The 24,683-nt window shown below is 54.7% G+C and carries 22 protein-coding genes, 3 tRNA genes and 1 other RNA gene; 13 read left to right on the top strand and 13 right to left on the bottom strand.

The features are described from left to right. Nucleotides 1-26: 26 nt before the first annotated feature. Nucleotides 27-116 (bottom strand): YnhF family membrane protein, encoded by a 90-nt coding sequence (locus tag LQ945_RS24605; RefSeq protein ID WP_020826670.1) that lies wholly within the window; start codon nt 114-116, stop codon nt 27-29. Nucleotides 117-439: 323 nt separating this feature from the next. Between LQ945_RS24605 and purR the strand changes: the two genes are divergently transcribed. After that, a complete protein-coding gene (gene purR / locus LQ945_RS24600; RefSeq protein ID WP_262242482.1) occupies nt 440-1,465 on the top strand; it encodes an HTH-type transcriptional repressor PurR in 1,026 nt (341 codons plus the stop codon). Between the two features lie 34 nt (nt 1,466-1,499). On the opposite strand, the gene punR is transcribed toward purR, so the two are convergent. After that, nucleotides 1,500-2,408, bottom strand: a complete 909-nt coding sequence (gene punR / locus LQ945_RS24595) for a DNA-binding transcriptional activator PunR (protein WP_270101952.1) — start codon at nt 2,406-2,408, stop codon at nt 1,500-1,502. Between the two features lie 123 nt (nt 2,409-2,531). Between punR and punC the strand changes: the two genes are divergently transcribed. Further along, complete coding sequence (punC, locus tag LQ945_RS24590) at nt 2,532-3,743, top strand: purine nucleoside transporter PunC (protein ID WP_270101951.1); 1,212 nt, start codon at nt 2,532-2,534, stop codon at nt 3,741-3,743. 342 nt (nt 3,744-4,085) lie between these two features. Then, nucleotides 4,086-5,237 (top strand): cyclopropane fatty acyl phospholipid synthase, encoded by a 1,152-nt coding sequence (gene cfa / locus LQ945_RS24585; RefSeq protein ID WP_262242485.1) that lies wholly within the window; start codon nt 4,086-4,088, stop codon nt 5,235-5,237. A gap of 223 nt (nt 5,238-5,460) precedes the next feature. On the opposite strand, the gene LQ945_RS24580 is transcribed toward cfa, so the two are convergent. Together LQ945_RS24580 and LQ945_RS24575 are read right to left on the bottom strand one after the other, a co-directional pair. Then, the gene (locus LQ945_RS24580) at nt 5,461-5,757 is read right to left on the bottom strand and encodes an I78 family peptidase inhibitor (protein WP_262242486.1); all 297 of its coding nucleotides are present in this window, start codon (nt 5,755-5,757) and stop codon (nt 5,461-5,463) included. A gap of 29 nt (nt 5,758-5,786) precedes the next feature. Then, the gene (locus LQ945_RS24575) at nt 5,787-6,437 is read right to left on the bottom strand and encodes a riboflavin synthase (RefSeq protein ID WP_044550585.1); all 651 of its coding nucleotides are present in this window, start codon (nt 6,435-6,437) and stop codon (nt 5,787-5,789) included. A gap of 243 nt (nt 6,438-6,680) precedes the next feature. Between LQ945_RS24575 and LQ945_RS24570 the strand changes: the two genes are divergently transcribed. The 7 genes from LQ945_RS24570 (at nt 6,681) to LQ945_RS24540 (ending at nt 11,306) form a co-directional block, all read left to right on the top strand. Continuing rightward, complete coding sequence (locus LQ945_RS24570) at nt 6,681-8,057, top strand: MATE family efflux transporter (protein WP_270101950.1); 1,377 nt, start codon at nt 6,681-6,683, stop codon at nt 8,055-8,057. Between the two features lie 189 nt (nt 8,058-8,246). Continuing rightward, nucleotides 8,247-8,323 (top strand) — tRNA-Val (locus LQ945_RS24565). A gap of 20 nt (nt 8,324-8,343) precedes the next feature. Next, nucleotides 8,344-8,420 (top strand) — tRNA-Val (locus tag LQ945_RS24560). A gap of 20 nt (nt 8,421-8,440) precedes the next feature. Continuing rightward, a tRNA-Val gene (locus LQ945_RS24555) sits at nt 8,441-8,517 on the top strand. A 121-nt stretch (nt 8,518-8,638) separates the two neighbouring features. Then, complete coding sequence (locus LQ945_RS24550) at nt 8,639-8,944, top strand: cupin (RefSeq protein WP_270101949.1); 306 nt, start codon at nt 8,639-8,641, stop codon at nt 8,942-8,944. 404 nt (nt 8,945-9,348) lie between these two features. Continuing rightward, nucleotides 9,349-10,761, top strand: a complete 1,413-nt coding sequence (gene pykF / locus LQ945_RS24545) for a pyruvate kinase PykF (RefSeq protein WP_044550577.1) — start codon at nt 9,349-9,351, stop codon at nt 10,759-10,761. Nucleotides 10,762-11,069: 308 nt separating this feature from the next. Beyond that, nucleotides 11,070-11,306 carry a major outer membrane lipoprotein gene (locus LQ945_RS24540; RefSeq protein WP_005165631.1) on the top strand — a complete coding sequence of 79 codons (237 nt, stop codon included), beginning with the start codon at nt 11,070-11,072 and terminating at the stop codon, nt 11,304-11,306. A 141-nt stretch (nt 11,307-11,447) separates the two neighbouring features. On the opposite strand, the gene LQ945_RS24535 is transcribed toward LQ945_RS24540, so the two are convergent. The 7 genes from LQ945_RS24535 to sufA all read right to left on the bottom strand — a co-directional run bounded on the left by LQ945_RS24535 (nt 11,448) and on the right by sufA (nt 18,416). Next, the gene (locus tag LQ945_RS24535; protein ID WP_182822428.1) at nt 11,448-12,461 is read right to left on the bottom strand and encodes a L,D-transpeptidase family protein; all 1,014 of its coding nucleotides are present in this window, start codon (nt 12,459-12,461) and stop codon (nt 11,448-11,450) included. 292 nt (nt 12,462-12,753) lie between these two features. Then, nucleotides 12,754-13,167 carry a cysteine desulfuration protein SufE gene (gene sufE / locus LQ945_RS24530; RefSeq protein WP_270101948.1) on the bottom strand — a complete coding sequence of 138 codons (414 nt, stop codon included), beginning with the start codon at nt 13,165-13,167 and terminating at the stop codon, nt 12,754-12,756. A gap of 93 nt (nt 13,168-13,260) precedes the next feature. Continuing rightward, nucleotides 13,261-14,481 carry a cysteine desulfurase SufS gene (gene sufS / locus LQ945_RS24525; protein WP_044550541.1) on the bottom strand — a complete coding sequence of 407 codons (1,221 nt, stop codon included), beginning with the start codon at nt 14,479-14,481 and terminating at the stop codon, nt 13,261-13,263. Next, nucleotides 14,478-15,770 carry a Fe-S cluster assembly protein SufD gene (sufD, locus tag LQ945_RS24520; RefSeq protein WP_044550538.1) on the bottom strand — a complete coding sequence of 431 codons (1,293 nt, stop codon included), beginning with the start codon at nt 15,768-15,770 and terminating at the stop codon, nt 14,478-14,480. The genes sufS and sufD overlap by 4 nt, the downstream gene beginning before the upstream one ends. Continuing rightward, nucleotides 15,745-16,491 (bottom strand): Fe-S cluster assembly ATPase SufC, encoded by a 747-nt coding sequence (sufC, locus tag LQ945_RS24515; RefSeq protein WP_044550535.1) that lies wholly within the window; start codon nt 16,489-16,491, stop codon nt 15,745-15,747. The genes sufD and sufC overlap by 26 nt, the downstream gene beginning before the upstream one ends. A gap of 42 nt (nt 16,492-16,533) precedes the next feature. Next, nucleotides 16,534-18,030 (bottom strand): Fe-S cluster assembly protein SufB, encoded by a 1,497-nt coding sequence (gene sufB / locus LQ945_RS24510; protein ID WP_041414521.1) that lies wholly within the window; start codon nt 18,028-18,030, stop codon nt 16,534-16,536. A gap of 14 nt (nt 18,031-18,044) precedes the next feature. Further along, entirely contained in the window at nt 18,045-18,416 is a 372-nt protein-coding gene (gene sufA / locus LQ945_RS24505) for a Fe-S cluster assembly scaffold SufA (protein WP_020826654.1), read from the bottom strand. A 555-nt stretch (nt 18,417-18,971) separates the two neighbouring features. On the opposite strand from sufA, the gene LQ945_RS24500 reads away from it, so the two are divergent. After that, nucleotides 18,972-19,376, top strand: coding sequence for a hypothetical protein (locus LQ945_RS24500; protein ID WP_004943694.1), 405 nt, complete (start codon nt 18,972-18,974; stop codon nt 19,374-19,376). Nucleotides 19,377-19,429: 53 nt separating this feature from the next. On the opposite strand, the gene menI is transcribed toward LQ945_RS24500, so the two are convergent. Together menI and LQ945_RS24490 are read right to left on the bottom strand one after the other, a co-directional pair. Continuing rightward, on the bottom strand, nt 19,430-19,846 hold the full coding sequence (gene menI / locus LQ945_RS24495) for a 1,4-dihydroxy-2-naphthoyl-CoA hydrolase (RefSeq protein ID WP_081835844.1): 417 nt from the start codon (nt 19,844-19,846) through the stop codon (nt 19,430-19,432). Then, nucleotides 19,843-22,899 (bottom strand): FAD-binding and (Fe-S)-binding domain-containing protein, encoded by a 3,057-nt coding sequence (locus LQ945_RS24490; protein WP_270101947.1) that lies wholly within the window; start codon nt 22,897-22,899, stop codon nt 19,843-19,845. The genes menI and LQ945_RS24490 overlap by 4 nt, the downstream gene beginning before the upstream one ends. Nucleotides 22,900-23,142: 243 nt before the next feature. Between LQ945_RS24490 and ydiK the strand changes: the two genes are divergently transcribed. Beyond that, a complete protein-coding gene (ydiK, locus tag LQ945_RS24485; protein ID WP_270101946.1) occupies nt 23,143-24,243 on the top strand; it encodes an AI-2E family transporter YdiK in 1,101 nt (366 codons plus the stop codon). A gap of 240 nt (nt 24,244-24,483) precedes the next feature. Further along, an RNA gene (rprA, locus tag LQ945_RS24480) (antisense sRNA RprA) lies at nt 24,484-24,594 on the top strand. Nucleotides 24,595-24,683 lie beyond the last annotated feature (89 nt).

Below are 24,683 nucleotides of genomic sequence, written 5' to 3'. Positions count from 1 at the left end.
AGCTGCGCCTGGTTGACTGAAGAGTATCAGTTCAATGCTGCGGTGAAGCTAAAAGCGATAATCACAGCCAGCGCACCCAGGGTGGTGAACAGTGACATTTTCAAATCGGTATCCATTATAACTCCTTTTCAGATTGGGTTTCCCAAGGGTAAAAGGCACACAATTAATGTGTTAAACCATTTTCCCACAGTTGGCCGATAAAATCTTGTTATCATTTCCCAGTTTATAATACCGATTACCTCTTCCCCTTTTGCTCAATATGGGACAAAATTCGCAGTTCACAACTGTGTACCGGCAAAATGCCCCTCCTGACCAAGCGCTGACGACTTCAACACACTAAAAACTCAGTTTTCGCTTCTTTGGAGAAGGATCTACGCAGGCAAACGATTAACATCACACTTACATACTGCAACATGTGAGTTCAGGAGTCATTCTTTACATGGCAACGATTAAAGATGTGGCCAAACGCGCTGGCGTTTCCACCACCACCGTTTCGCACGTCATCAATAAGACTCGTTTCGTCGCCGAAGAGACAAAAGCGGCCGTTGGCGCCGCGATCAAAGAGCTGCACTATTCACCCAGCGCCGTGGCGCGCAGCCTCAAGGTCAACCACACCAAATCTATTGGTCTGCTGGCCACGTCGAGCGAAGCGCCTTACTTTGCCGAAGTGATCGAGGCGGTGGAAAACAGCTGCTACAGCAAAGGCTATACGCTGATCCTGTGCAACTCGCATAACAATCTGGACAAACAACGCGCCTATCTGGCGATGTTGGCGCAAAAGCGCGTCGATGGTCTGTTAGTCATGTGTTCGGAATACCCGGACCAACTGCTCGGCATGCTGGAAGATTATCGCAATATCCCGATGGTCGTCATGGATTGGGGCGCCGCACGCGGTGACTTTACCGACACCATTATCGATAACGCCTTCGAAGGCGGCTATCTGGCCGGGCGCTACCTGATTGAACGCGGCCACCGCGATATCGGGGCCATTCCGGGCCAGCTGGCACGCAATACCGGCGGCGGCCGCCATCAGGGCTTTTTAAAAGCCATGGAAGAAGCCAATATCGACGTGCGCGAAGAGTGGATTGTTCAGGGCGACTTTGAGCCGGAATCCGGTTACAAGGCCATGCATCAGATACTGTCGCAGAAGCAACGCCCTACCGCGATATTCTGCGGTGGCGATATCATGGCAATGGGTGCGATCTGCGCCGCCGATGAACTTGGACTGCGCGTGCCGCAGGACATTTCGGTAATTGGCTACGATAACGTACGAAATGCCCGCTACTTTACCCCGGCACTGACCACTATTCATCAGCCCAAAGAGCGTTTGGGCGAGATGGCATTCACCATGCTGCTGGATCGCATTATCAGCAAACGTGAAGAGTCGCAGGTCATTGAGGTTCATCCCAAGCTGGTTGAGCGCCGTTCGGTCGCTGACGGCCCGTTCATCGATTATCGCCGCTAATTATCTGCGCCGGAAACCCTCGCGGTTTCCGGCGTCATTCTTCGCTTAGCCACTCCTGATTCAAGGTTTCACTGTCCCCCAGATAATCGAGCAGCCAGGCCATCGCCGGTGACGGCGTATTTTGCTGCCAGGTCAGACAACAAGGGCTGGCGGGAAATGGCTGTTGCAACTGTAGCGCCACCAGTTCCCCGCGCTGCACCAGAGGCAGTACCTGATGCGCGGGCATCATGCCAACGCACAACCCGGCACACAGACAATCCACCGCAGAAGCCCAGTCTGGTACCACCAGGCGTCGTTGGTTGTCCAACGTCCAGGTCACGCGCTTGGGCAGGTTGCGCGAAGTATCTTCCAGGCACAGCGACGGAAAAGGCCGGAGTTGATCGTCGTTCAGCAGCCCTTCTATCGTGGCCAATGGGTGCTGCGGACTGGCCACGCACAGCCAGCGCATATCCCCCATATCGCGAAAGGCGAAGCCGCCGCCCACAGGTACTGCCCTTGTGGCACCGATCGCCATATCGGCACGACCGTCCACCAGCGCATCCCATACGCCATTAAACACCTCCGGCTGAACCAGCAGTTCGACGTCGGGGAAATGGCGGTAAAAATCCAGCACCAATTGGCGGCTACGCTGGGGTTTAACGATGATGTCCACCGCAATTTTCAATTGACCCCGCCAGCCGTTAGCCACCTGCTGGCACTGTCGGCGCGTGTCGAGCATTTTTTTGATGACACCGCGCGCTTCCTGAATAAACAACACGCCCGCAGGTGTCAATTCCACGTCACGATGACGGCGCTCAAACAGCGGCACCGCCAGCCATTGCTCCAACTGCCGCACCGTGTAACTGACCGCCGACGGCACACGATGCAGCTCCTGCGCCGCGGCGCTGAAACTGCCGGTGCGGGCTACCGCATCTACGACATCCAGTGAATATTCAGACCACATAGTTTTGCCTTCAATTTTTTTAACAGCACCTCGCAAATATTACCGTTTCACAAGCAGAGATCCAGCCGGATACACTTGCCGGCGCTAAAAACCTGCGACAATAAAATATTAACGAGAAATACCATGCGAAATTCCTTTGGTTTTATGTTCTACCTTGCCGGCCTGAGCATGCTGGGTTACCTGGCCACCGACATGTACCTGCCCGCCTTTGGCATGATGCAGCGAGACCTGCAGATTTCCGCCGGGGCCATCAGCGCCAGCCTGAGCATCTTCCTGGCTGGGTTTGCCTTTGCACAACTGCTGTGGGGCCCGCTTTCCGATCGCCTCGGCCGCAAACCGGTGTTGCTGATCGGCCTGGCGCTGTTTGCCCTCGGCTGCCTCGGCATGTTGTGGGTGCAAAATGCCGTGCAACTTTGGTCGCTGCGCTTTATCCAGGCGATTGGGGTTTGTTCCGCTGCCGTTACCTGGCAGGCGTTGGTGATTGACCGCTATCGCGAAGGCAAGGCTAACCGCGTGTTCGCCACCATTATGCCGCTGGTGGCCCTTTCACCGGCGCTGGCGCCATTGGTGGGTGCCTGGTTGCTGAACCACATGGGCTGGCGCGCCATTTTCGCCGTGTTGCTGGGCATCACCGTGATCCTGTTGCTGCCGACGCTGATGCTGAAAGAAAGCGCCAAAACCGTGCCTTCCATCGACAATAAGAAGAGCGCGCTCAGCTTCATGCAACTGCTGAAATCTCGCATTTTCAGCGGCAACGTCATGATCTTTGCCGCCTGTTCTGCCGGTTTCTTCGCCTGGCTGACCGGTTCGCCGTTTATTCTTGGCGAGATGGGCTACAGCCCCAATGATATCGGCCTTAGCTATGTGCCGCAGACTCTGGCTTTCTTATTGGGAGGCTATGGTTGCCGTACCGCGTTAAACCGCATGAATGGCAACACCTTGTTGCCCTGGCTGCTGGTAGTTTATGGCATCAGTATGGTTGCATTATATCTGGTTGCCACGCTTACTCAGCCCACGCTTACTACGTTGTTAATTCCGTTCTGCGTGATGGCGTTGGTCAACGGAGCCATTTACCCTATCGTGGTAGCCAATGCGTTGACCCCGTTCCCGGAGGGCACCGGTAAAGCTGCCGCCTTGCAAAACACGCTGCAGTTAGGCCTGTGTTTTGTCGCCAGCATGCTGGTTTCGGCCTTTATTGCTCAGCCTCTGTTGGCAACGGTCACGGTGATGGTTTCGACGGTGGTACTGGCCGCGTTGGGCTATCTGATGCAACGGAGAAAGGTGATGGACGATCGGCAGGCGACGCGCCAGGAGCATGCTAACTCTGCGTCATAATTACCTGCATTAATAATCACTTAAAGAATATATTTGCCGAGTGCGATTTACAGTTGAGTAAGCGCCTCGGCAAGCCTATACTCAAAAACGACCTTTAAAAATAACACTTTTATAATTTCTTTATCACAAGTAGCTGTTGTGTACGCGTATGGCGTCACACTTTTTTAAGGATTGTCTTTCCCGCGTTTCTTGCGCAGGAACCTTCTTAAAATTTTCCTCTGTTCATAGTCGGATATCAGACGCCACGGGATCTTTTACCGTAGGTAAACGTATGCACCCGCAGAATAGGTCTAAGCTATTTTTTTGACGGGTCATAAGTCAGAAGAAGGTGATGGAGAAGCTATGAGTTCATCGTGTATAGAAGATGTGAGCATCCAGGACAACCAATGGTACCGTATCGCTCATGAAATGCTCAGCATGGCCGGTATTGAAATAAACGGCTCGCGCCCTTTCGATATTCAGGTTAAAAATCCTAATTTTTTTAAACGCGTGCTGCAGGAGGGTTCTCTCGGCCTGGGCGAAAGTTATATGGACGGCTGGTGGGAATGCGAACGGCTGGATATATTCTTTCATCACGTGGTCCGCGCCGGTCTGGAAAAGAAACTGCCCCGCCATCTCAAAGATACCCTGCGTATTGCCGCCGCGCGATTAACTAATCTGCAATCGAAGAAACGCGCCTGGATAGTCGGCAAAGAACATTACGATCTGGGGAACGATCTCTTTACCCTGATGCTGGATCCTTATATGCAATATTCCTGCGCCTACTGGAAAGAGGCGACCACGCTGGAAGAAGCGCAGGAAGCCAAATTGCGGATGATTTGCGAAAAACTGCAGCTGCAACCCGGCATGAATTTGCTGGATATCGGCTGCGGCTGGGGCGGCCTTTCTGCCTATGCGGCGAAAAACTACGGCGTTTCGGTGGTTGGCGTAACCATTTCCGCCGAGCAGCAAAAGCTGGCGCAGGAGCGCTGTGCCGGGCTGGACGTCGAGATCCTGCTGCAGGACTACCGCGACTTGCACCTGCAGTTTGACCGCATTGTTTCCGTCGGCATGTTTGAGCACGTCGGCCCGAAAAATTACCGCACCTACTTCAACGTGGTCGAACGTAATTTAAAGCCGGACGGCCTTTTCCTGCTGCATACCATTGGCTCGAATCAGACAGATATGAATGTTGACCCGTGGATCAACAAATATATCTTCCCGAATGGCTGCCTGCCGTCGGTCGCCCATATTGCTCAGGCCAGCGAAGGGCATTTTGTGATGGAAGATTGGCACAATATTGGCGCTGATTACGATCGCACTCTGATGGTGTGGTACGAACGATTCAAACAGGCGTGGCCGCAACTGGCCCAGCGTTATTCGGATCGTTTCGAGCGCATGTTCAGTTATTACCTGAACGCCTGCGCCGGTGCGTTTCGCGCCCGTGACATTCAATTGTGGCAGGTCGTCTTCAGCCCGAAAGGCGTCGAAGGCGGTATCCGCGTGACGCGCTAATTATCATTCAGTATAAAAGCATATACCCTATGAATTTCGAGTTGTAGCTAGGCGACCAGCTCGCTCATTCCCAGGCGCTTACTTAAGTAAGTAACTGGGATGAGCGACAAATCTGTCGGGAACAGATTTGAACGCTGCTTGCAGCGGCCCCAAAGGGGCAAGACCCACGGATGGGTCTTGTAAAGCAGGTAACAACGCTACAACTTGAAATACGACGGGTATATCAGCCGCAATAAACGCGGATAATTTTATCCTCGCTATCACCCAGGAAATTCAGACGGCGCAGATTGAAATCCATCGTGACCGCTGAGTTATAAGGAATCGCACGCACCTGCGATTCAATCTGAACACCTTCCAGCGACGACATCGGTTTACCGACATAATTCTGGTATTGCGCCGCGCCGCAGGTGTCGCTATCGGCATCCACTGCCGGGTTGGCCGCGCCCTGATCGGGCGAACTGCTACAAGCACTCAGCGCCAGCAGCGCCGTTAACATCAACGTTTTCCCATAAAACTTCACGCGATTGCTCCTCTCTGGTGGGTCGTTTGTCAGATCTTCTGCGCCAGCGCGCTCGCCGCCGCCATTGCCGCTTCGCGGCTTGCCAACACCCGCTCGACGGTGTCTACCACCGCCTGCGTTTGCGGGTCGATCTCAATATTCACCTTATCGCCCAGGCGTTTTTTGCCCAGCGTGGTGCGTTCCAGCGTTTCCGGGATCAGGTGCACGCAAAAACGGTTATTCACCACTTCACCGATGGTCAGGCTTATTCCGTCAATACCGATAAACCCTTTGTGCAGAACATATTTCATCAGTTCCGCATCCGGCATACGTAACCATACCTGGCGATTATTCTCGGAGGTATAAATCTTGGCCACTTCCGCCGTGCAGATAATATGGCCGGACATCAGGTGACCGCCAATTTCATCATTAAACTTGGCCGCTCTTTCAATGTTAACCACATCGCCCAGCGCCAGATCACCGAGGTTGGTCAGACGCAGGGTTTCTTTGATCAGATCAAAGCTGACGCGGTTACCCTCTACCGCGGTGACGGTCAGGCAGCAGCCGTTATGCGCCACGGACGCGCCCAGCTCCAGCCCAGGAAGCAGTTCGGTAGGCATTTCTATGACGTGGGTACGGAAGTTGGATTTTTCATCAATGGCGACCAGCGGCGCGGTGCCTTGTACGATACCGGTGAACATGTGAGCCTCTTCTTTCTGAAAATGTTTACAACGTTTGGAGGCAGTTTGCCCCAGTTGGCGAGGAAATCCAAACCCGGGGCGACAAAAAGTCTGCGCCTGCGCATTTAATAACTATTTCATCACAGCATTTGCTTAACCCCGCCGAGCGGGTACAATCTTTTTGACAAAATTCCGCTATTTTTAATTGTTGTCCTTTCGCGACGACCCTCCCCTCCATCATAAATAAATAGAAAAGGTGTATGCGTGCAGAAGTACTTCATTGAAGCGCGTAGTTTATTGGCCCTCGCAATCCCGGTAATCATCGCGCAAATATCACAAACCGCAATGGGCGTGGTAGATACCATTATGGCCGGCGCCTACAGTGCCACAGATATGGCGGCGGTCGCCGTCGGGACCTCTATTTGGCTGCCGGCCATTTTGTTCGGTCACGGTCTGTTGTTGGCGTTGACGCCGGTCATCGCACAACTTAACGGCGCGGGCCGACGAGATCGCATTGCTCATCAGGTGCGCCAGGGCTTCTGGCTGGCGGCGGCGGTCTCGCTGCTGGTGATTATCGTGCTGTATAACAGTAAGTTCGTCATCGACATGATGCACAACATCGACCCACAATTGGCGGATAAAGCCGTGGGTTATCTGCATGCCATCATGTGGGGCGCGCCGGGTTATCTGTTCTTCCAGGTGCTGCGCGGCCAGTGTGAAGGGCTGTCAAAAACCAAGCCCGGCATGGTAATTGGCTTCCTCGGCCTGCTGGTGAACATCCCGATCAACTATATCTTTATCTACGGTAAGTTCGGCATGCCTGAATTGGGCGGCATAGGTTGTGGCGTGGCGACCGGCAGCGTTTACTGGTTTATGTTCCTGGCGATGCGCTGGTACGTAAAGCGCGCCTCTTCGCAGCGCGATATTTTGCCACACGAAGGCAGCAGCCTGCGGCCCGACTGGCCGGCAATAAAACGCCTGTTCGGCATCGGTCTGCCGGTCGCGCTGGCGCTGTTCTTTGAAGTTACGCTGTTCGCCGTCGTCGCCCTGCTGGTTTCTCCGTTGGGTATCGTTTCGGTGGCCGGGCATCAGATTGCCCTGAACTTCAGCTCGCTGATGTTCGTGTTGCCTCTGTCGTTAGGCGTCAGCGCGACGATTCGCGTCGGCTATCGGTTGGGCGAAGGCTCGGTCGAAGGGGCGCGGATTGCCGCTTATTCGGCTATCGGCGTTGGTATTCTGATGGCCTGCGGCACCGCGTTGTTCACCGCCACCTTCCGCGAGCCAATCGCGCTGCTGTACAACGACAGCCCGGCGGTAGTGGCCATGGCATCGCAGCTGATGCTGTTGGCAGCCATTTACCAGATCTCCGATTCTATTCAGGTGATTGGCAGCGGCGTTCTGCGTGGCTACAAAGACACCCGCTCGATATTCTTCATCACCTTTATCGCCTATTGGGTGCTGGGGCTGCCAAGCGGTTATCTGTTGGCATTGACCGACATTGTCGTGCCGGCGATGGGGCCAAGCGGCTTCTGGATTGGGTTTATTATCGGGCTGACCTTCGCCGCTATCATGATGGCCTTGCGTATGCGTTGGCTGCAAAAACAGCCCGCCGCACTGATCCTGCAGCGCTCTGCACGCTAAGTATCGCCACCGGCCGGTTATGCCGACCGGTGGCTTCATCGGCATGGATTGCAGAAAAAACCGCCGCACTGCACACAAGCGCAGCAATCGCGCGAAATACCGGATAAAATTACGTTTTTCTCCTTGCCAGCGCGCGGGTAGCTCGTTAATATTCGTCCCCGCTGTCAGCCATGACAGACAGGAAAAGATGCGTCCGTAGCTCAGTTGGTTAGAGCACCACCTTGACATGGTGGGGGTCGGTGGTTCGAGTCCACTCGGACGCACCAAATTCCTAAAGCAGTACAGTGCGTCCGTAGCTCAGTTGGTTAGAGCACCACCTTGACATGGTGGGGGTCGGTGGTTCGAGTCCACTCGGACGCACCAAAATTCTAAAGCAGTGCAGTGCGTCCGTAGCTCAGTTGGTTAGAGCACCACCTTGACATGGTGGGGGTCGGTGGTTCGAGTCCACTCGGACGCACCAAATCATAATATCCACAGTTTCACCCTATCGGCCCGGCACTTCCTCCTTTAAAAACTTTGCTCCTGCTACCGCAAGCCACATCAGGTATCATCAAGGCCAATACCCTATCAGGACAGATCTCATGCTGAAATTTACCGCAGAAACTCCGTTTGAAAAACTGGATAACGGCCTTACCCGCAGACAAGGGGTAATGAGCGACGGCACCAGCGCCACGGAAGTGAAGTTCGACGCAGGAACCTTCGGCCAACTGCAAAAGCGGGCTTACGCTCTGCAGGCGCGGGTGGTTTCCGGTGAGTTTGAATTCACCGTCGGCAATGATACCCAGGTGATCGTGGCCGGTGAAACTATCGCCATCCCCGCTAACATTGCCAGCGGCTGCTTCTGCCTGTCGGCCGGTACGCTGCTGGAAATTATCGTATCCGGCTAAAATCGGCCAATGACATGTTTACACTAAGGTTATTTGCGCAACAAACCGCAGCTGTCAGTTTGCATTTGCGCCACATTTGCTGCTGATTTAGCGGATCCGAGCGTTAGCACCGGTTTTTTATTTTGTTTCCCGCCGCTTAGCCTTTATAATGCGCAACGTCTTTCAGTTGAATGGTTTCAGCCCTTGATCTGCGAAAACGCAATAACAACACATTTTCATCTCATCACGTTGCGCAGCATCCCCGCATCCCGGCGCGGGCTGAATTTTTCCGCCCCATTTCGACTCCGGTCACCTATCCTTAACTATGTTTTGCACCACCAGGCACGACTCAAATCCCTTATCAGTGGCCTGACCGCTGGTTTTATTCGTTTTATTATCCATCACAACTTGTAGAAAACTCCGTCATGAAAAAGACCAAAATTGTTTGTACCATCGGTCCAAAAACCGAATCGGAAGAAATGCTGACCAACCTGCTGAACGCCGGCATGAACGTAATGCGCCTTAACTTCTCCCACGGTGATTACGAAGAGCACGGCAACCGCATCAAGAACATGCGCGCCGTGATGGCGAAAACCGGTCAGAACGCCGGTATCCTGTTGGATACCAAAGGCCCGGAAATCCGCACCATGAAACTGGAAGGCGGCAAAGATGCCTCTCTGGTTGCCGGCCAGACCTTTACTTTCACCACCGATCAGAGCGTTATCGGCAACAACGAACGCGTTGCAGTAACCTACGCCGGTTTTAGCGCAGATCTGAAAATCGGCAACACCGTACTGGTGGACGACGGCCTGATCGGCATGGAAGTCACCAACGTGACCGAAAATGAAGTGGTTTGTAAGGTGCTTAACAGCGGCGACCTGGGCGAAAACAAAGGCGTTAACCTGCCGGGCGTTTCCATCCAGTTGCCGGCATTGGCTGAAAAAGACAAGCGCGATCTGATCTTCGGCTGCGAACAGGGTGTGGACTTTGTTGCCGCTTCCTTTATCCGCAAGCGTTCAGACGTGCTGGAAATCCGTGAGCACCTGAAAGCCCACGGCGGCGAGCAAATCCAGATCATCTCCAAAATCGAAAACCAGGAAGGCCTAAACAACTTCGATGAAATCCTCGAAGCTTCTGACGGCATCATGGTAGCTCGTGGCGATCTGGGCGTAGAAATCCCGGTAGAAGAAGTGATCTTCGCTCAGAAGATGATGATCGAAAAATGTAACCGCGCACGTAAAGTGGTGATCACCGCCACCCAGATGCTCGATTCCATGATCAAGAACCCGCGCCCTACCCGTGCAGAAGCCGGCGACGTGGCCAACGCCATTCTGGACGGTACCGACGCGGTGATGCTGTCAGGCGAAAGCGCCAAGGGTAAGTACCCGCTTGAAGCCGTTACCATCATGGCGACCATCTGTGAGCGCACAGATCGCGTGATGCCGAGCCGTATCGACAGCCTGAACGACAACCGCAAGCTGCGCATCACCGAAGCCGTATGCCGTGGCGCCGTTGAAACCGCAGAGAAACTGGATGCGCCACTGATCGTGGTTGCCACTAGCGGCGGCAAATCTGCCAAATCCGTGCGTAAGTACTTTCCTAACGCCGTGATCCTGGCGCTGACCACCAACGAAACCACCGCGCATCAACTGATTCTGACCAAGGGCGTGATCCCACAGATGGTCAAGGAAATTGCCTCTACCGACGACTTCTATCGCATCGGTAAAGAAGCGGCGCTGGCCAGCGGTCTGGCACAAAAAGGCGACGTTGTGGTGATGGTTTCCGGTGCACTGGTTCCAAGCGGCACTACCAATACTGCCTCGGTTCACGTGCTTTAATATAAAACGTGACATAATTATTTTGACAAAAACGCCGCTTAGCGGCGTTTTTTTTAGCACTGGTAAACTGTTTTCTCAAAAACGCAACCGTGGATTGCTCATTATTTAGCTAATTATAAATCGGAGTTGTCCCATGGAATCCAGCTGTTTTCCCTACATTTTTTAACTATTTTTCAAAAGAAGGTGTAAGTTTGAGCGAACGATCAAAATAAAGCACTCCAATCCAAAAAAATTATTCTCTTTCGAAAAAAGTTTGTGTAATACTTGTAACGCTACATGGAGATTAACTCAATCTAGAGGGTGTTATAATGAATCGTACTAAACTGGTACTGGGCGCGGTAATCCTGGCTTCCACTATGCTGGCTGGCTGTTCAAGCAATGCTAAAATCGATCAACTGTCTTCTGACGTTCAGACTCTGAACGCTAAAGTTGACCAGCTGAGCAACGACGTGAACGCAATCCGTTCTGACGTTCAAGCAGCTAAAGACGACGCAGCACGTGCTAACCAGCGCCTGGACAACCAAGCACACGCTTACAAAAAGTAAGTTAGCTTCGGTTATTGAAAACGGCGCACAATGTGCGCCGTTTTTTTTGTCTGCAAATCCCCCAGATTACCCCCTGCCACCAGGCGAAAAAAAAGGGCTCAGCACGCTGAACCCCCTCAGGATCATCCATTACGACCCGTTTTAATTCACCGAACTGATAGGTGCACCCTTGAATGGGCCCTTATTCGCTTCCTGTGAGGCTACAGGCGCCAAACTGACGTCAGAGGGGTTCTGCCCCACGTTAACCAGCACCGGCATGCCAGAGCGGCGTACAACCGCGCTATCGAACACGGCCTTGTCGGTCTGTGCATCACCAACAAAAGCCTTCTCGGCTTTGGACAACGTAATCGGCATGGTCTGCGGATCGTCGCTCTCGACTCTCGACAGCGGCTGATGCACTTCTACGTAACGTTTGCCGTCCGGCTCAACGGAGATTTTCACCGGGTCGTTAATGACCTGAACGCGGGTACCGCGCGGTACCATGTTGAACAACGCCTCGATATCCGTTGGACGCAGGCGGATACAGCCGGAGCTGACGCGCATGCCGATACCGAAGTTGGCGTTGGTGCCGTGGATCAGATACTCACCGTGCCCCATAGCCAGACGCATGGCGAACAGGCCCATAGGGTTATCCGGACCTGCCGGCACCACCCCTGGCAGCTTCACGCCTTTCTCCAGATAGCGCTTGCGGATATTGGCCGTCGGCGTCCAGGTCGGGTTCGGGATCTTTTGGCTAACGGAGGTCACCTGCAGCGGAGTGTGCATCCCGGTCTGGCCGATGCCGATAGGATAAACGATGACTTTGTTCTCGCCTTTCGGGTAGTAGTACAGACGCAGTTCAGCCAGGTTGACAACAATCCCCTCGCGCTTGGTGTCCGGCAACAGCATTTGGGTCGGGATGGTCAACACCGAACCCGGCTTCGGTAAGAAGGGATCGGTACCCGGGTTGGCCTCAAGCATGCCCAGCAGACCAATTTTATAGTCGGCAGCAATGGCCTCCAGCGGACGCCCATCGTTCGGTACGGTATAAGTGGTGTTCTCGCCAATCAGACGGCTGTCCGGCGGCGGCAGCGGGTATTCGCTCGCACTGGCGGCTTGCGTGCCAGTCAGTACGGTGGCAAATAGCATGCCCATTAAACTCAACGCACGTTTCATTATCATCCCTATTATGCTTATTACGGTTCGGCCACAAGGCTATCTGGCACTTGGCGACCGGTAAATCAGACAAGACCTGATTAATACTAGCAATGCTGACGTCAAAGGCAATAAGTCCTCTAAAAATCAACATGTTATAACGTAATCGCTTTCTCCATTTGTCAATATAACGTCAAGGGATAAGCTGCTGATATGTCACTGATTTGCGGGGTGAATGGCAGGGCTGGGCGGGTTTTGTAAAGACTCATTGACATAGCAAATACGGGCGCCGTATCAATGAGCCTTGGGAATATCAGAGTTTGGCGGCCTGACTGCGGATAGCGCGGATCATCGCTTCCAGCCCCTGAGAACGCGAAGGCGTCAGGTGCTGACTCAACGCCAGTTCGGCGAAAAACGGCCGCACATCCAGCTCGACAATCTGCTGTGGCGTCATTTGATGATAAAGAATAAACACCACCGCCAGCAGCCCTTTGACGATAGCGGCGTCGCTATCCCCGTGAAACTCGACCTGCCCTTGTGCATCGAGCCGCATCACAATCCATACCTGGCTCTGACAACCGGAAATCAGATTGCTCGCCTGACGTTCGCTATCGTCAAGCGCCGGCAGCTTCGCACCCAGTTCGATGACATACAGGTACTTGTCTTCCCAGTTCAGGCAACGGGAAAAATTACGCATCAACTTTTCTTTATCCGGCAAGTTCGCCATGAGGTTCCTTTCAATAATTCAGAGGCCGGCATGCCGACCCCATGTCACTGGCCACCGGCGTTCAGCCAATAGCGCCATGCCCGACAGTCTACCCTATCCCAGCAGTTTTTGAATTCGCTGCAGCCCGGCCACCAGCCGGTCAACTTCTTCGCGGGTGTTGTACAACGCCAACGAGGCGCGGCACATGCTCGGCACATTATAGAACGCCATCAGCGGCATCGCGCAATGGTGTCCGGTGCGAATGGCGATGCCGTACTGATCGAGGAAGCTGCCGACGTCATAGGCATGGTGTTCGCCCAGATTAAAGGCGATCACTCCAGCGCGATCCGCCGGACCATAGATCTTCAGCGTCGGCACCTGCTGCAGCGCTTCCAGCGCATAATGCATCAGCGAATGCTCATAGTCAGCAATCGCCTCCAGCCCCAGCGCATTCACGTAGTCAATCGCCGCCCCCAGTCCCATCATGCCCGCAGTATTGGGGGAACCGGCTTCAAAACGCCACGGTGGCTCGGCATAGGTGGTGCCGAGGGTCAGGCTCACCTGCTGAATCATCGAGCCGCCCCCTTCCCACGGTGGCATCTGCTGCAACAGCGCCTGACGACCGTAGAGAACGCCAATGCCGGAAGGCCCATACAGCTTGTGGCCGGAGAACACGTAGAAATCGCAATCCAGCGCCTGCACATCAACCCGTTGATGCATGACCGCCTGCGCGCCGTCAATCAGCACCTTCAGACCGGCTGCTTTAGCCTGCGCCGTAATTTCCTGCACCGGGTTGACCGTGCCCAGCACGTTGGAAACCTGGGTCAGCGCCAGCAGTTTGGTGGAAGCGTCGATCAATCCAGGCAGCTGTGCCAAATCCAACGTGCCATCTTGCTGTAGCGGCCAGACGCGCAGGTTCAGCCCACGCTCTTGCGCCAGCATCTGCCAGGGCACGATGTTGGCATGGTGCTCCATCTCGGTGATGATGATGCTGTCACCGGGCTGCAGGAAGTGGCGGCCAAAGCTGTTGGCCACCAGATTGATGCCTTCGGTGGTGCCTTTAACGAATACGATCTCTTCCGCCGAGCCGGCATTGATAAACGCCGCCACCTTTTCACGCACCGCTTCCATTTCCTGAGTCGCCTCGGCGCTCATGGTGTGGATGCCGCGATGCACCGCCGCATAACCGTGACGATAAAAATCCAACTCGCGATCGATTACTGCCTGCGGCTTTTGTGCACTGGCCGCGCTGTCGAGGTAAGCCAAAGGCTGGCCGTTGACCTCACGCGACAGGATCGGGAAATCGCCGCGTACCCGTTCGATGGGAAAACTCATGCGGCCTCCCCCGGCTCCGGCAAGCGCCGTGCAATGCGCGCCAACACCGATTCACGGATGGTTTCGTTGCCGATCCCCTCAGTAAGCTCAGCGGCAAAGGCAAAAATAATCATCTGCTGCGCCGCGTGCTTGTCGATGCCCCGCGATTGCAGATAGAACAGCTGCTCTTCATCGATACGCCCGACGGTGGCGCCATGACTGCACTTCACGTCATCGGCATAGATTTCGAGCTGCGGTTTGGTATCGACCTCCGCCACCTTGCCCAACAGCAGATTGTGGTTGGTCATCTGCCCATCGGTTTTAATCGCGTGCTTGGCCACTTTGATCATGCCATTGAACACGGCCTTGGCGCGGTCGCTAACCACCACTTTGTGCAGTTGGCGGCTTTCGCAGTAACCCTTGTTGTGCTCCAGATAAGTTCGGGTATCGCATACTTCTTTGCCGACCGGCAGCACCAGGCTGTTGATCACCAAATTAGATCCTTCGCCGTTCAGCTGCGCGCTGGTGTTGTGGCGCGTCAGGCCCGCGCCTAGCAGGAAGCTGTCACTTTTCACCTGCGCGTCGCGGCCAATCACCAAATCGTTATGGGCAAAGTGGTAACTTGGCTGGCTTTCAAACGCCAGTTTGCAGTGATGCAGCTGGGCATTGTCAGCCACGTTGGCGGTCAGGCGTGCGCCGGTAAAATGCGCGGCATCGTTCAAACTGACGTAATGCTCAATCACTTCGGCCTGTGCGCTGCGCCCAATCTCAAGGTGATGACGATGATGCACGGTATTCACTTCGCCCGCAGCACCGCGTCCGCTGCTGATATGCAACAGGTATAAGGGGCGCGCCACGCTTTTGCCGGCCGCCACGCGGATAATGCTGGTTTCCTGCGCCAGACTTTCGGTCAGGTGCAGAAATATCTCGGGCTGAACCGGCTCAGGCAGTGCCTGCGGCGTGCCGTAGGAGGCCACATCAAACTGGTAATCACCCAGTTCAGTGTCACTCAGCGCCGCACTGTAGCGGCCGTCGATAAACACCAAGCGATAAGCATCGAGGGCCAACGCCAACGCATCGACCTGAGCGGCGCTGATCTGCTCTACGGGCGGTTCCAGGAACTGCTGCTCCAGCAGGCCTTCCAGCGGCGTGTATTTCCAGTTCTCATGCTTGCGGGTCGGCCAGCCCAGGCGCAAAGCCTGCTGCCAGTGCGCCAGCGCATGAGCGGAATGCTCGCCACCGCGCTCTTCGAACAGGCTATAAAGCTGCTGCAGCGCGCGTGAATTATTGTTCGTCGGTAAGCCAGCCATAGCCCTGCTCCTCCAACTGTTTCACCAGGGAGAAATCGCCGGATTTGACGATGCGCCCCTGAGAAAGAACATGGACGTAATCCGGTTTGATGTAATCCAGAATACGCTGGTAGTGCGTGACGATAATGAACGAGCGCTTGCCGTCGCGCAGCGAGTTAACGCCGTTGGCGACGATCTTCAGCGCATCGATATCCAAACCGGAGTCGGTTTCATCCAGAATGCACAGATCCGGCTCCAACGCCGCCATCTGCAGAATATCATTACGCTTTTTCTCCCCACCGGAGAAACCGACGTTGACCGAACGGGTCAACAGATCGGGCGGCATGTTCAGCAGTTCAATCTTCTCTTCGATAAAATCAGCGAAGTCGAAGCGATCAAGCGCCTCCTGCTGGCGGTATTTTCGCACCGCGTTCACCGAAGTCTGCAGGAAGAAGTGGTTGCTGACGCCGGGAATTTCCACCGGATACTGGAACGCCAGAAACACGCCTTCACCGGCACGATCTTCCGGATCCAACTCGAGCAGGTCCTTACCTTTAAAGGTCACCTCGCCCGCAGTGACTTCATACTCTTCGCGCCCTGCGAGAGTCGCCGAAAGCGTGCTTTTGCCCGAGCCGTTCGGCCCCATGATGGCATGCACTTCACCGGGTTTGATCTCCAGATCCAGACCCTTGAGGATCTCGTTGCCTTCCGCGCTGACTTTTAAATTCTTGATACTTAACATGCAGTGTCCTTAGGTCGCGCTTTCGCGCTGTAAATCCGGCGGTTAGCCCACGCTGTGTTCCAGGCTGATGGCCAATAACTTCTGCGCCTCGACGGCGAACTCCAGCGGCAGCTCAGAGAACACGTCCTTACAGAATCCGTTGACGATCATCGAAATGGCATTGTCTTCACTGATGCCGCGTTGCAGGCAGTAGAACAGTTGGTCATCGCCAATTTTTGAGGTAGTGGCTTCATGCTCCAGCTGCGCGCTGTTGTTGCGAGCCTCAACATAGGGGAACGTATGGGCGCCACTGTCCGGCCCGATCAGCATCGAGTCGCACTGGGTAAAGTTACGCGCGTTTTCTGCCCCCGGCAGGATCTTCACCAGGCCGCGATAGGTGTTCTCGCTGTGCCCGGCAGAAATACCCTTGGCGATAATGGTCGAACGGGTGTTCTTGCCGATGTGGATCATCTTGGTACCGGTGTCCGCCTGCTGATGGCCGCTGGTCAGCGCCACAGAGAAGAACTCACCGATAGAGTTGTCGCCCTGCAGGATCACGCTCGGGTATTTCCAGGTGATGGCCGAGCCGGTTTCCGACTGGGTCCAGGACATTTTCGACCCGGCGCCTTCGCACAGTGCGCGCTTGGTCACAAAGTTCAGGATCCCGCCCTTGCTGTCACCGCCGGAGAACCAGTTCTGTACGGTCGAGTATTTCACTTCGGCGTCTTTGTGCAGGATCACTTCTACCACCGCCGCATGCAGCTGATAGCTGTCGCGAACCGGGGCCGAGCAGCCTTCGATGTAGCTGACATAGCTGCCTTCGTCGGCGATCAGGATGGTGCGTTCGAACTGCCCGGTTTTGGCGGCGTTAATACGGAAATAGGTCGACAGCTCCATGGGGCAGCGCACGCCCTTCGGCACATAGACAAAGGTCCCGTCGGAGGCGACCGCGGCGTTCAGCGCGGCGAAAAAGTTGTCGTTTGAGGGCACGACGCGGCCGAGGTATTTGCGTACCAGATCCGGGTATTCGTGGATCGCTTCGCCGAACGAACAGAAAATCACCCCACTCTCGGCCAACTTTTCGCGATAGGTGGTGGAGACCGAGACGGAGTCAAAGATCGCGTCCACCGCCACTTCACTGCCTTCACGCACCGGCACCCCGAGCTGGTTAAACGCCAGTTCAACCTCGCTGGTCAGGTAATTGTTGTCCGTGACCGCGCCGGGTTGCTGTTCTGCGCCGGGCTGCGAGCCGCAGGCATCATCACAGCTGCCGCAGGAGGGCGCCGAATAATAGCTGTAGTCCTGGTAATTCAGCCGGTCGTAGTTGGCTTTCAGCCAGTGCGGCTCTTCCATTTGCAGCCAGGCGCGGTAAGCCTCCAGGCGGAACTCCAGCATCCACTCAGGTTCGTTACGCTTGGCCGAGATGGCGCGCACCACGTCTTCGTTGATGCCTTTCGCTAACTCGTCGGTGGCCAGTTGGGTAAAAAAGCCTTCTTTATAGCGACCTTCGCTGACCCAAGCCTGCACTTCATTAGGCATTTCTACATTGCTTCGTGTCATGTTGATTGCATCGCTCAAACGCCAAAACTCTCGCCGCACCCGCAGGCATGCTGAGCTTTAGGGTTATTAAATTTGAATATCTGATTCAGCCCTTCACGGACAAAATCCACCGTGGTGCCATCGATAAACGGCATGGCTTTTAACGGCACATACAGTTTGGCGCCATCGCGCTCAAACAGCAGGTCGTCGTCAGCGGGTTCACGGGTGAGATCCAGCACATAGGCAAACCCGGCGCAGCCTGACTGCTTCACCCCGAGCTGCAGCCCCTTCACCTGCGGATCCTGCTGCATTAATTTAGTAATTTGTTGTACGGCATTATCACTGAGCAAAATGCCTTGCCAGACATTTTCGTCCAGAGAAAAGGTGCCGACATTTTCCGTTTGCATATGGCCTACCTCACACTCGTGTTTTTCCACAGCCAATCTGGGTTGCTACTATGTTAGTGATAACAATTATCACTTCAACCGTTTGTTTTGCGGGGGTATCCGCCAAAAACCCGGATTTTCGTTTCGGTATGCGGCAAGCGCGCGGGACAGTCAGCGAGACAATCGCTGCAGGTCGGCAAGGGGATCAATTTATCCCTATGAATTTACAGCACATCCTGTACTACCTTCGCGCTTGCCTATTGGCTCGAACGCTTTACAGATCCGGATTTTTATTTCGTTTTAAACATTCATAGAAAATACCTATTTCTGAATTTTGTCTGTCTTAAAAATGCGTTTATCGACAATTAGGGACTTTTCTCCCCCTTTCGCGCTTCAGTGCAGGCAGACAATTCGCAGGCTCTATGACTAAAGTTTAGTCGTTACTGACCATATTGGGTCGCCGCCCGCTCAATGCATCCCCCTGTCGCGATAAAAATTTCAACAGAATGATTGATCGTAAACGCGCCAGTAAATATGATAATGATTATCATTCAAATACAAATTGAGCGCGGGCAAATGAATATCTCGATGAATGCGTGGCTGCTGGGCAAAATTGATGACTATAAGTTCAGCGTGCGTGACGCCACGGTAGATTTCTATATGGCGGAAGCGTCGCTCAGGCGGCCGGAATGCAATATCAACCACCTGAAGCGCTACAACAACGTCAGCCTCAACATGGCCAATCTGTGCCTGGAAAACGGCGATGATGAAAGCTATCTGCACGCGTTGAGCAAGCTGCATAACCGGCTGATCGTGGAGATTAACAACCCGCAGCGCTGCCAGCTGTTTCGGGTTCAGAGCTACCATTTTGCCCGCCATACCCTGACCCTGATCTGCCAGAAATACGCGATGGAAGGAACCTGGGAGAAGGCCAACGCCTTCCAGAAGGACTTCGTCAAGCGGGTGCCATTTCAGCTGTAACCCCGCCGACTGACAAGAAACCCGCAGGTCGGAATGCCTGCGGGGAAGGAAACTTAATCGATCACTGCGGTGGTTAAACGCGAAGTGCAGCAAAGGCGATCGCGTGAATCGAAAATCTCGATCTGCCAGACCTGATGCCGACGGCCAACGTGCAGCGCACGACAAACCCCGCGCACCTGCCCTTCAAACACCGCCCGCAGGTGGTTGGCATTGATTTCCAGCCCTACCACTTTCTGATCGCCTTCGCTGCACAGATAACCGGCCATCGATCCCATCGACTCCGCCAGCACCACCGAGGCGCCGCCGTGCAACAGGCCAAACGGCTGCCGCGTACGCTGATCTACCGGCATGGTCGCCTCAAGGTAATCCTCTTCCATTCGGGTAAAGTGGATCCCCACATGGCTGACCATACATCCTTCGCCGGCCTGGTTTAATTGTTCCAGCGTCGTTTCTCGTTTCCACAGTTTCACTCAATCATCTCCAGAAGTGCCTGTAATGGGTGCCGTACACCGTTACCCTCAATGCGTTTGACCTGGCTGCGACAGGAATAACCGGTCGCCAGACAACGTTGCCGAGGCAGACGCTGCAATGCCTGGTGCCATGATAGCTCATAAATGCCGAGCGAATTCTGCAGGTTCTTCACTTCGTGCCCGTAAGTGCCCGCCATACCACAGCAGCCCACGCTGACATTTTCCAGCCTGGCGCCGAAACGAGCAAAGATCGACGTCCAATGCTGGCCGCTGGCCGGCAAGGCGGTGGTTTCAGTACAGTGACCAAACAGATACCAGGCCTCACCGGTGGCAGGCTGTTCAGCACGCTCGGCCAGCAGTTGCTGCAACCACTCGTGCACCAGCTGCACCTGGAAATCCCCGCGGGTTTCCCCCAGGATCTCGTTATATTCATCGCGATAACACAGCACCAGCGCCGGATCGACCCCCACCAGCGGCATACCGAGTTTTGCCACCCGATTGAGGAAATCGGCGGTTTTGCGCGCGGTACGGGCAAAACGCGCCAGGAAACCTTTAATATGCTGTGCCTTGCCATTCGGTGAGAACGGCAGCAGCACCGGCCGATAGCCGAGCTTTTCCACCAGCCGCACAAAGTCCGCCACCACTTTGGCATCGTAATAGCTGGTGAAGGGATCCTGCACGATCAAAACGTGCTGCTCGCGTTGTTCGGCATTCAGCGCTTCAAGCTGCTCCAGCGTCATGGTCATGGCGCCATGGCCGGAAAGTTGCTGACGCAGCGTCGGGCTGGAGAGCATCGGCAAATCAACCATGCCGACAGTATTGCGGCTGAGCTCACGCACCCAGGGCTGACGGAAGAAGAAGTTGAACACCTTGGGCGCTTTCGCCATCAGCGGCGTATAGCTCTCTACTCCGGCGACCATATAGTCACGCGCCGGCCGCAGATAACGGGTGTGGTAAAGCTGCAGGAAACGCGAACGGAAGCCCGGCACGTCAATCTTGATTGGGCATTGGGTGGAACAGGCTTTGCAGGCCAGACAGCCGGACATCGCCTCTTTCACCTCGTGCGAGAAATCATATTCGCCTTTACTGGCGTACCAGCTGTTACGGGTTTTCTCGATCAGCGCTCGGAAACTGAGCCGCTGCAGCGGCAGCTGTTTTTCCAACGCCACGGGATCGACACCCTGCTCGGACAACAGACGCAGCCATTCACGCACCAGCGCGGCCCGGCCTTTTGGCGAATGAATACGGTTGCCGGTGATTTTCATCGACGGGCACATCGGACTACGCACGTCAAAATTGAAGCACAGGCCGTTGCCGTTACACTCCATCGCCCCCCGGAACGAAGTACGTACTTCGACAGGAATGCGGCGATCGAGGGTACCGCGCTTGACGGCGTCGACTTTCATCATTGGCGCATCGACGCCCAGCGGCGAACAAATTTTGCCGGGGTTGAGGCGGTTGTTCGGATCGAATGCGGCTTTGATGCGACGCAGTTCCAGATACAACTGCTCGCCGAAAAACTCCGGGCTGTATTCGGCGCGGAAGCCTTTGCCATGTTCGCCCCACAGCAAGCCGCCGTATTTGGCGGTCAGTGCCACCACCCGATCGGAGAGCTGCTTCATCAGCACTTCCTGCTGGGGATCGCACATGTCGAGCGCGGGGCGCACATGCAGTACGCCGGCATCGACGTGACCGAACATGCCGTAGCTGAGGTTGTGGCTGTCCAGCAACTGACGGAATTCGACGATGTAATCGGCCAGATGCTGAGGCGGCACGCAGGTGTCTTCGGCAAAGGGGATCGGTTTGGCCCGCCCTTTGGCGTTACCCAATAATCCGACCGCCTTTTTGCGCATGTTATAAATGCGCTCGATGCCCACCAGATCGCCACAGATCTGATAGCCAATCACGCCGCCCTGCCTCTCGGAGATCAGCTCGTCCAATCGCAGGCACAGGCTTTCCATCTGCTGGTCGATCAGGGCCTTGTCGTCACCGGCAAATTCGACGATGTTCAGGCCCAGCATCTCTTTATCCGGCACGTTGGTGATCAGTTCGCTCACCGAATGCCAGACGATATCCTCACGCGCCAGGTTCAACACCTTGGAATCAATGGTTTCTACCGACAGCGCCTTGGCTTCCACCATAAAGGGCGCATTGCGCAGCGCGGAATCAAAGGAGTCGTATTTGACGTTCACCAAGCGACGAACCTTCGGCAGCGGTGTAATGTCCAACCGCGCTTCGGTAATAAAGGCCAGCGTCCCTTCGGCGCCGGTCAGAATACGCGTCAAATCGAAGGTTTGCAGATCGTCGCTAAACACGTGCCGCAGATCGTAGCCGGTCAGGAAGCGGTTTAGCTTGGGGAATTTTTCCAGGATCAGGGCGCGTTGGTCACGGCAACTGTTGAGTACCGTCCGGTAAATATGTCCCTCGAGGGTTTCCTCGCAGGCAATCGTTTCCGCCAGCGGCGTCGGCATGGCGCGGGTGTCGATCATGTCGCCGCCCAGCAAAACCGCCCGCAGGCCAAGTACGTGATCGGAGGTTTTGCCATACACCAGCGACCCCTGGCCTGAGGCGTCGGTATTGATCATGCCGCCAAGCGTGGCGCGGTTACTGGTGGAAAGCTCCGGCGAGAAGAAATAACCGAAGGGCCGCAGGTACTGGTTAAGCTGGTCTTTGATCACCCCAGCCTCCACCTTGACCCACCCCTGCTCGACGTTGATGTCCAGAATACGGTTCATGTGGCGCGACATGTCCACCACGATGCCGCTGTTAAGCGACTGTCCGTTGGTGCCGGTCCCACCGCCACGAGGGCTGAAGGTCAGCGCGCTGAAACGTTCTTCTGCCGCCAGGCGTGCAATCAGCGCCACGTCTGCGGTGGAGCGGGGAAACACTACCGCGTCGGGCAGCAACTGATAGATACTGTTGTCGGTCGCCATCGTCAGCCGGTCGGCGTAGCTGGTGGCGATATCGCCATTGAATCCGTTTTGCTTTAAGGCTTCCAAAAAGTCGAGCACCCGTTGAACGAGGCCGGGTGCCTGAGAAATCTGTGGGATCATTCGCTTTTTGACCCTGTTTGTCTATTTTTTATGCGCTTATGCACGCTGAATCAGGCCTTTATTCAGACCCACCCTACTTTTTATTAGGCATAAAAACTAACATACTCGTTTAGTGAAGGCATGCACATTATTAGGTCGTCAGGCGACGCGCGATAAAAGGTGCGTCGCATTATGAAAAGTGACGAAAATGCACCATGCTTAAGCTAAACAAAGGAATTAACTTACCAGGATGAGAACCCATTCATGACACTCCCGCAGTCCCGATACGATTTGCCACGGATTATTTTTGGCGTGCTGTTTATCGCCATTATGATCGTCGCCTGTTTTTGGGTCATTCAACCCTTTATTCTCGGCTTTGCCTGGGCCGGCATGGTGGTCATCGCCACCTGGCCGCTGCTGATCAAGCTGCAAAAAATACTCTGGGGCCGCCGCTCGCTGGCCGTGCTGGTCATGACCTTGCTGTTGATCCTGCTGTTCATCCTGCCAATTTCTCTGTTGGTCAGCAGCGTGGTAGACAACAGCGCCCCCGTGGTTGCCTGGGCCAGCACCCCCGGCAAGCTGCATATTCCCGATCTGGCCTGGCTGCAATCAATCCCGATGATCGGCGATAAAATTTATAACAGTTACCATACGCTGGTAAGCGCCGGCGGCACCGCCCTGGTGGCAAAAGTACAACCCTACTTCGGCCAAACCGCCACCTGGTTTGTGGCACAGGCGGCGCATATTGGCCGTCTGCTGCTGCATTGCACGCTGATGCTGTTGTTTAGCGTATTGCTCTATGCTCGTGGAGAGCAGGTTGCCCTGGGCATTCGTCACTTTGCGACCCGCCTTGGCGCCGAACGCGGTGATGCCGCAGTGGTACTGGGCGGTCAGGCGATCCGCGCGGTGGCACTGGGCGTTGTGGTAACGGCGCTGGTGCAATCGGTATTGGGCGGCATTGGCCTGGCGGTGACCGGCATTCCTGCCGCCACCCTGCTGACGGTGCTGATCTTTATCTGCTGCGTCGCACAACTGGGGCCGCTGCTGGTGCTGGTCCCGGCCATTATCTGGCTGTACTGGAGCGGTGACACCACCTGGGGCACCGTGCTGCTGGTCTGGAGCTGCGTAGTGGCTACGCTGGATAACGTGCTAAGGCCGGTATTGATCCGTATGGGCGCCGATCTGCCGATGTTGCTGATCCTGTCCGGCGTTATTGGCGGCCTGTTGGCTTTCGGCATGATTGGCCTGTTTATCGGCCCGGTTGTGCTGGCAGTATCTTATCGCTTGCTCACCGCCTGGATGAACGAGGCGCCAGAACCGACTGCCGATCTGAAAGAGGTCGCCAAAGACCTGGAACAGCAATAATCCCTATTTCTGCCCGGATCGCCGGGCAGGATCCCCTCTTAATCCATTCTTCTGTACTGGGCCCGATCCTGCTGAAATAAAGTCACCGGGCAACTGGATATTAATTAAACATACCGAATAAATGCATCTTTTTAGCCCGGTGATAAAACTCATTCGGATTAACAATAAATGGGATGCGAGATATTGATTAGGATGATTCTTAATGACTAATGATGTTTAAATATCTAGTATTATTGCCATCTATTGCTTCAAATACCTGATTTAAAGCAAGATTTCCAAACAATGTAATGCCATACATGTGAATTGCTGTGTGTAGTCTTTGCCCGTCTCCTATGATGGGCTTTTTTTTATTCTTTTTTTGGCTAATGTTATTCCCGTCGCCTTTTCAATTTACATTCAGAAATAATAAAGCCGTAACCTGAGCTACGGCTTTAGAGTTA

Origin of the sequence: Serratia liquefaciens (assembly GCF_027594825.1) — a bacterium.
GTDB classification, from domain to species: domain Bacteria; phylum Pseudomonadota; class Gammaproteobacteria; order Enterobacterales; family Enterobacteriaceae; genus Serratia; species Serratia liquefaciens_A.
The sequence above is the reverse complement of the archived record's forward strand: the minus strand, read 5'-3'. Positions and strand labels throughout refer to the sequence as shown.

Excerpts from the sequence above, each read along its gene's own strand:
- LQ945_RS24605 (WP_020826670.1), bottom strand. The coding sequence starts at position 116 with ATGGATACCGATTTGAAAATGTCACTGTTCACCACCCTGGGTGCGCTG.
- purR (WP_262242482.1), top strand. The coding sequence starts at position 440 with ATGGCAACGATTAAAGATGTGGCCAAACGCGCTGGCGTTTCCACCACC.
- punR (WP_270101952.1), bottom strand. The coding sequence starts at position 2,408 with ATGTGGTCTGAATATTCACTGGATGTCGTAGATGCGGTAGCCCGCACC.
- punC (WP_270101951.1), top strand. The coding sequence starts at position 2,532 with ATGCGAAATTCCTTTGGTTTTATGTTCTACCTTGCCGGCCTGAGCATG.
- cfa (WP_262242485.1), top strand. The coding sequence starts at position 4,086 with ATGAGTTCATCGTGTATAGAAGATGTGAGCATCCAGGACAACCAATGG.
- LQ945_RS24575 (WP_044550585.1), bottom strand. The coding sequence starts at position 6,437 with ATGTTCACCGGTATCGTACAAGGCACCGCGCCGCTGGTCGCCATTGAT.
- LQ945_RS24550 (WP_270101949.1), top strand. The coding sequence starts at position 8,639 with ATGCTGAAATTTACCGCAGAAACTCCGTTTGAAAAACTGGATAACGGC.
- pykF (WP_044550577.1), top strand. The coding sequence starts at position 9,349 with ATGAAAAAGACCAAAATTGTTTGTACCATCGGTCCAAAAACCGAATCG.
- LQ945_RS24540 (WP_005165631.1), top strand. The coding sequence starts at position 11,070 with ATGAATCGTACTAAACTGGTACTGGGCGCGGTAATCCTGGCTTCCACT.
- LQ945_RS24535 (WP_182822428.1), bottom strand. The coding sequence starts at position 12,461 with ATGAAACGTGCGTTGAGTTTAATGGGCATGCTATTTGCCACCGTACTG.
- sufE (WP_270101948.1), bottom strand. The coding sequence starts at position 13,167 with ATGGCGAACTTGCCGGATAAAGAAAAGTTGATGCGTAATTTTTCCCGT.
- sufS (WP_044550541.1), bottom strand. The coding sequence starts at position 14,481 with ATGAGTTTTCCCATCGAACGGGTACGCGGCGATTTCCCGATCCTGTCG.
- sufD (WP_044550538.1), bottom strand. The coding sequence starts at position 15,770 with ATGGCTGGCTTACCGACGAACAATAATTCACGCGCGCTGCAGCAGCTT.
- sufC (WP_044550535.1), bottom strand. The coding sequence starts at position 16,491 with ATGTTAAGTATCAAGAATTTAAAAGTCAGCGCGGAAGGCAACGAGATC.
- sufB (WP_041414521.1), bottom strand. The coding sequence starts at position 18,030 with ATGACACGAAGCAATGTAGAAATGCCTAATGAAGTGCAGGCTTGGGTC.
- sufA (WP_020826654.1), bottom strand. The coding sequence starts at position 18,416 with ATGCAAACGGAAAATGTCGGCACCTTTTCTCTGGACGAAAATGTCTGG.
- LQ945_RS24500 (WP_004943694.1), top strand. The coding sequence starts at position 18,972 with ATGAATATCTCGATGAATGCGTGGCTGCTGGGCAAAATTGATGACTAT.
- LQ945_RS24490 (WP_270101947.1), bottom strand. The coding sequence starts at position 22,899 with ATGATCCCACAGATTTCTCAGGCACCCGGCCTCGTTCAACGGGTGCTC.
- ydiK (WP_270101946.1), top strand. The coding sequence starts at position 23,143 with ATGACACTCCCGCAGTCCCGATACGATTTGCCACGGATTATTTTTGGC.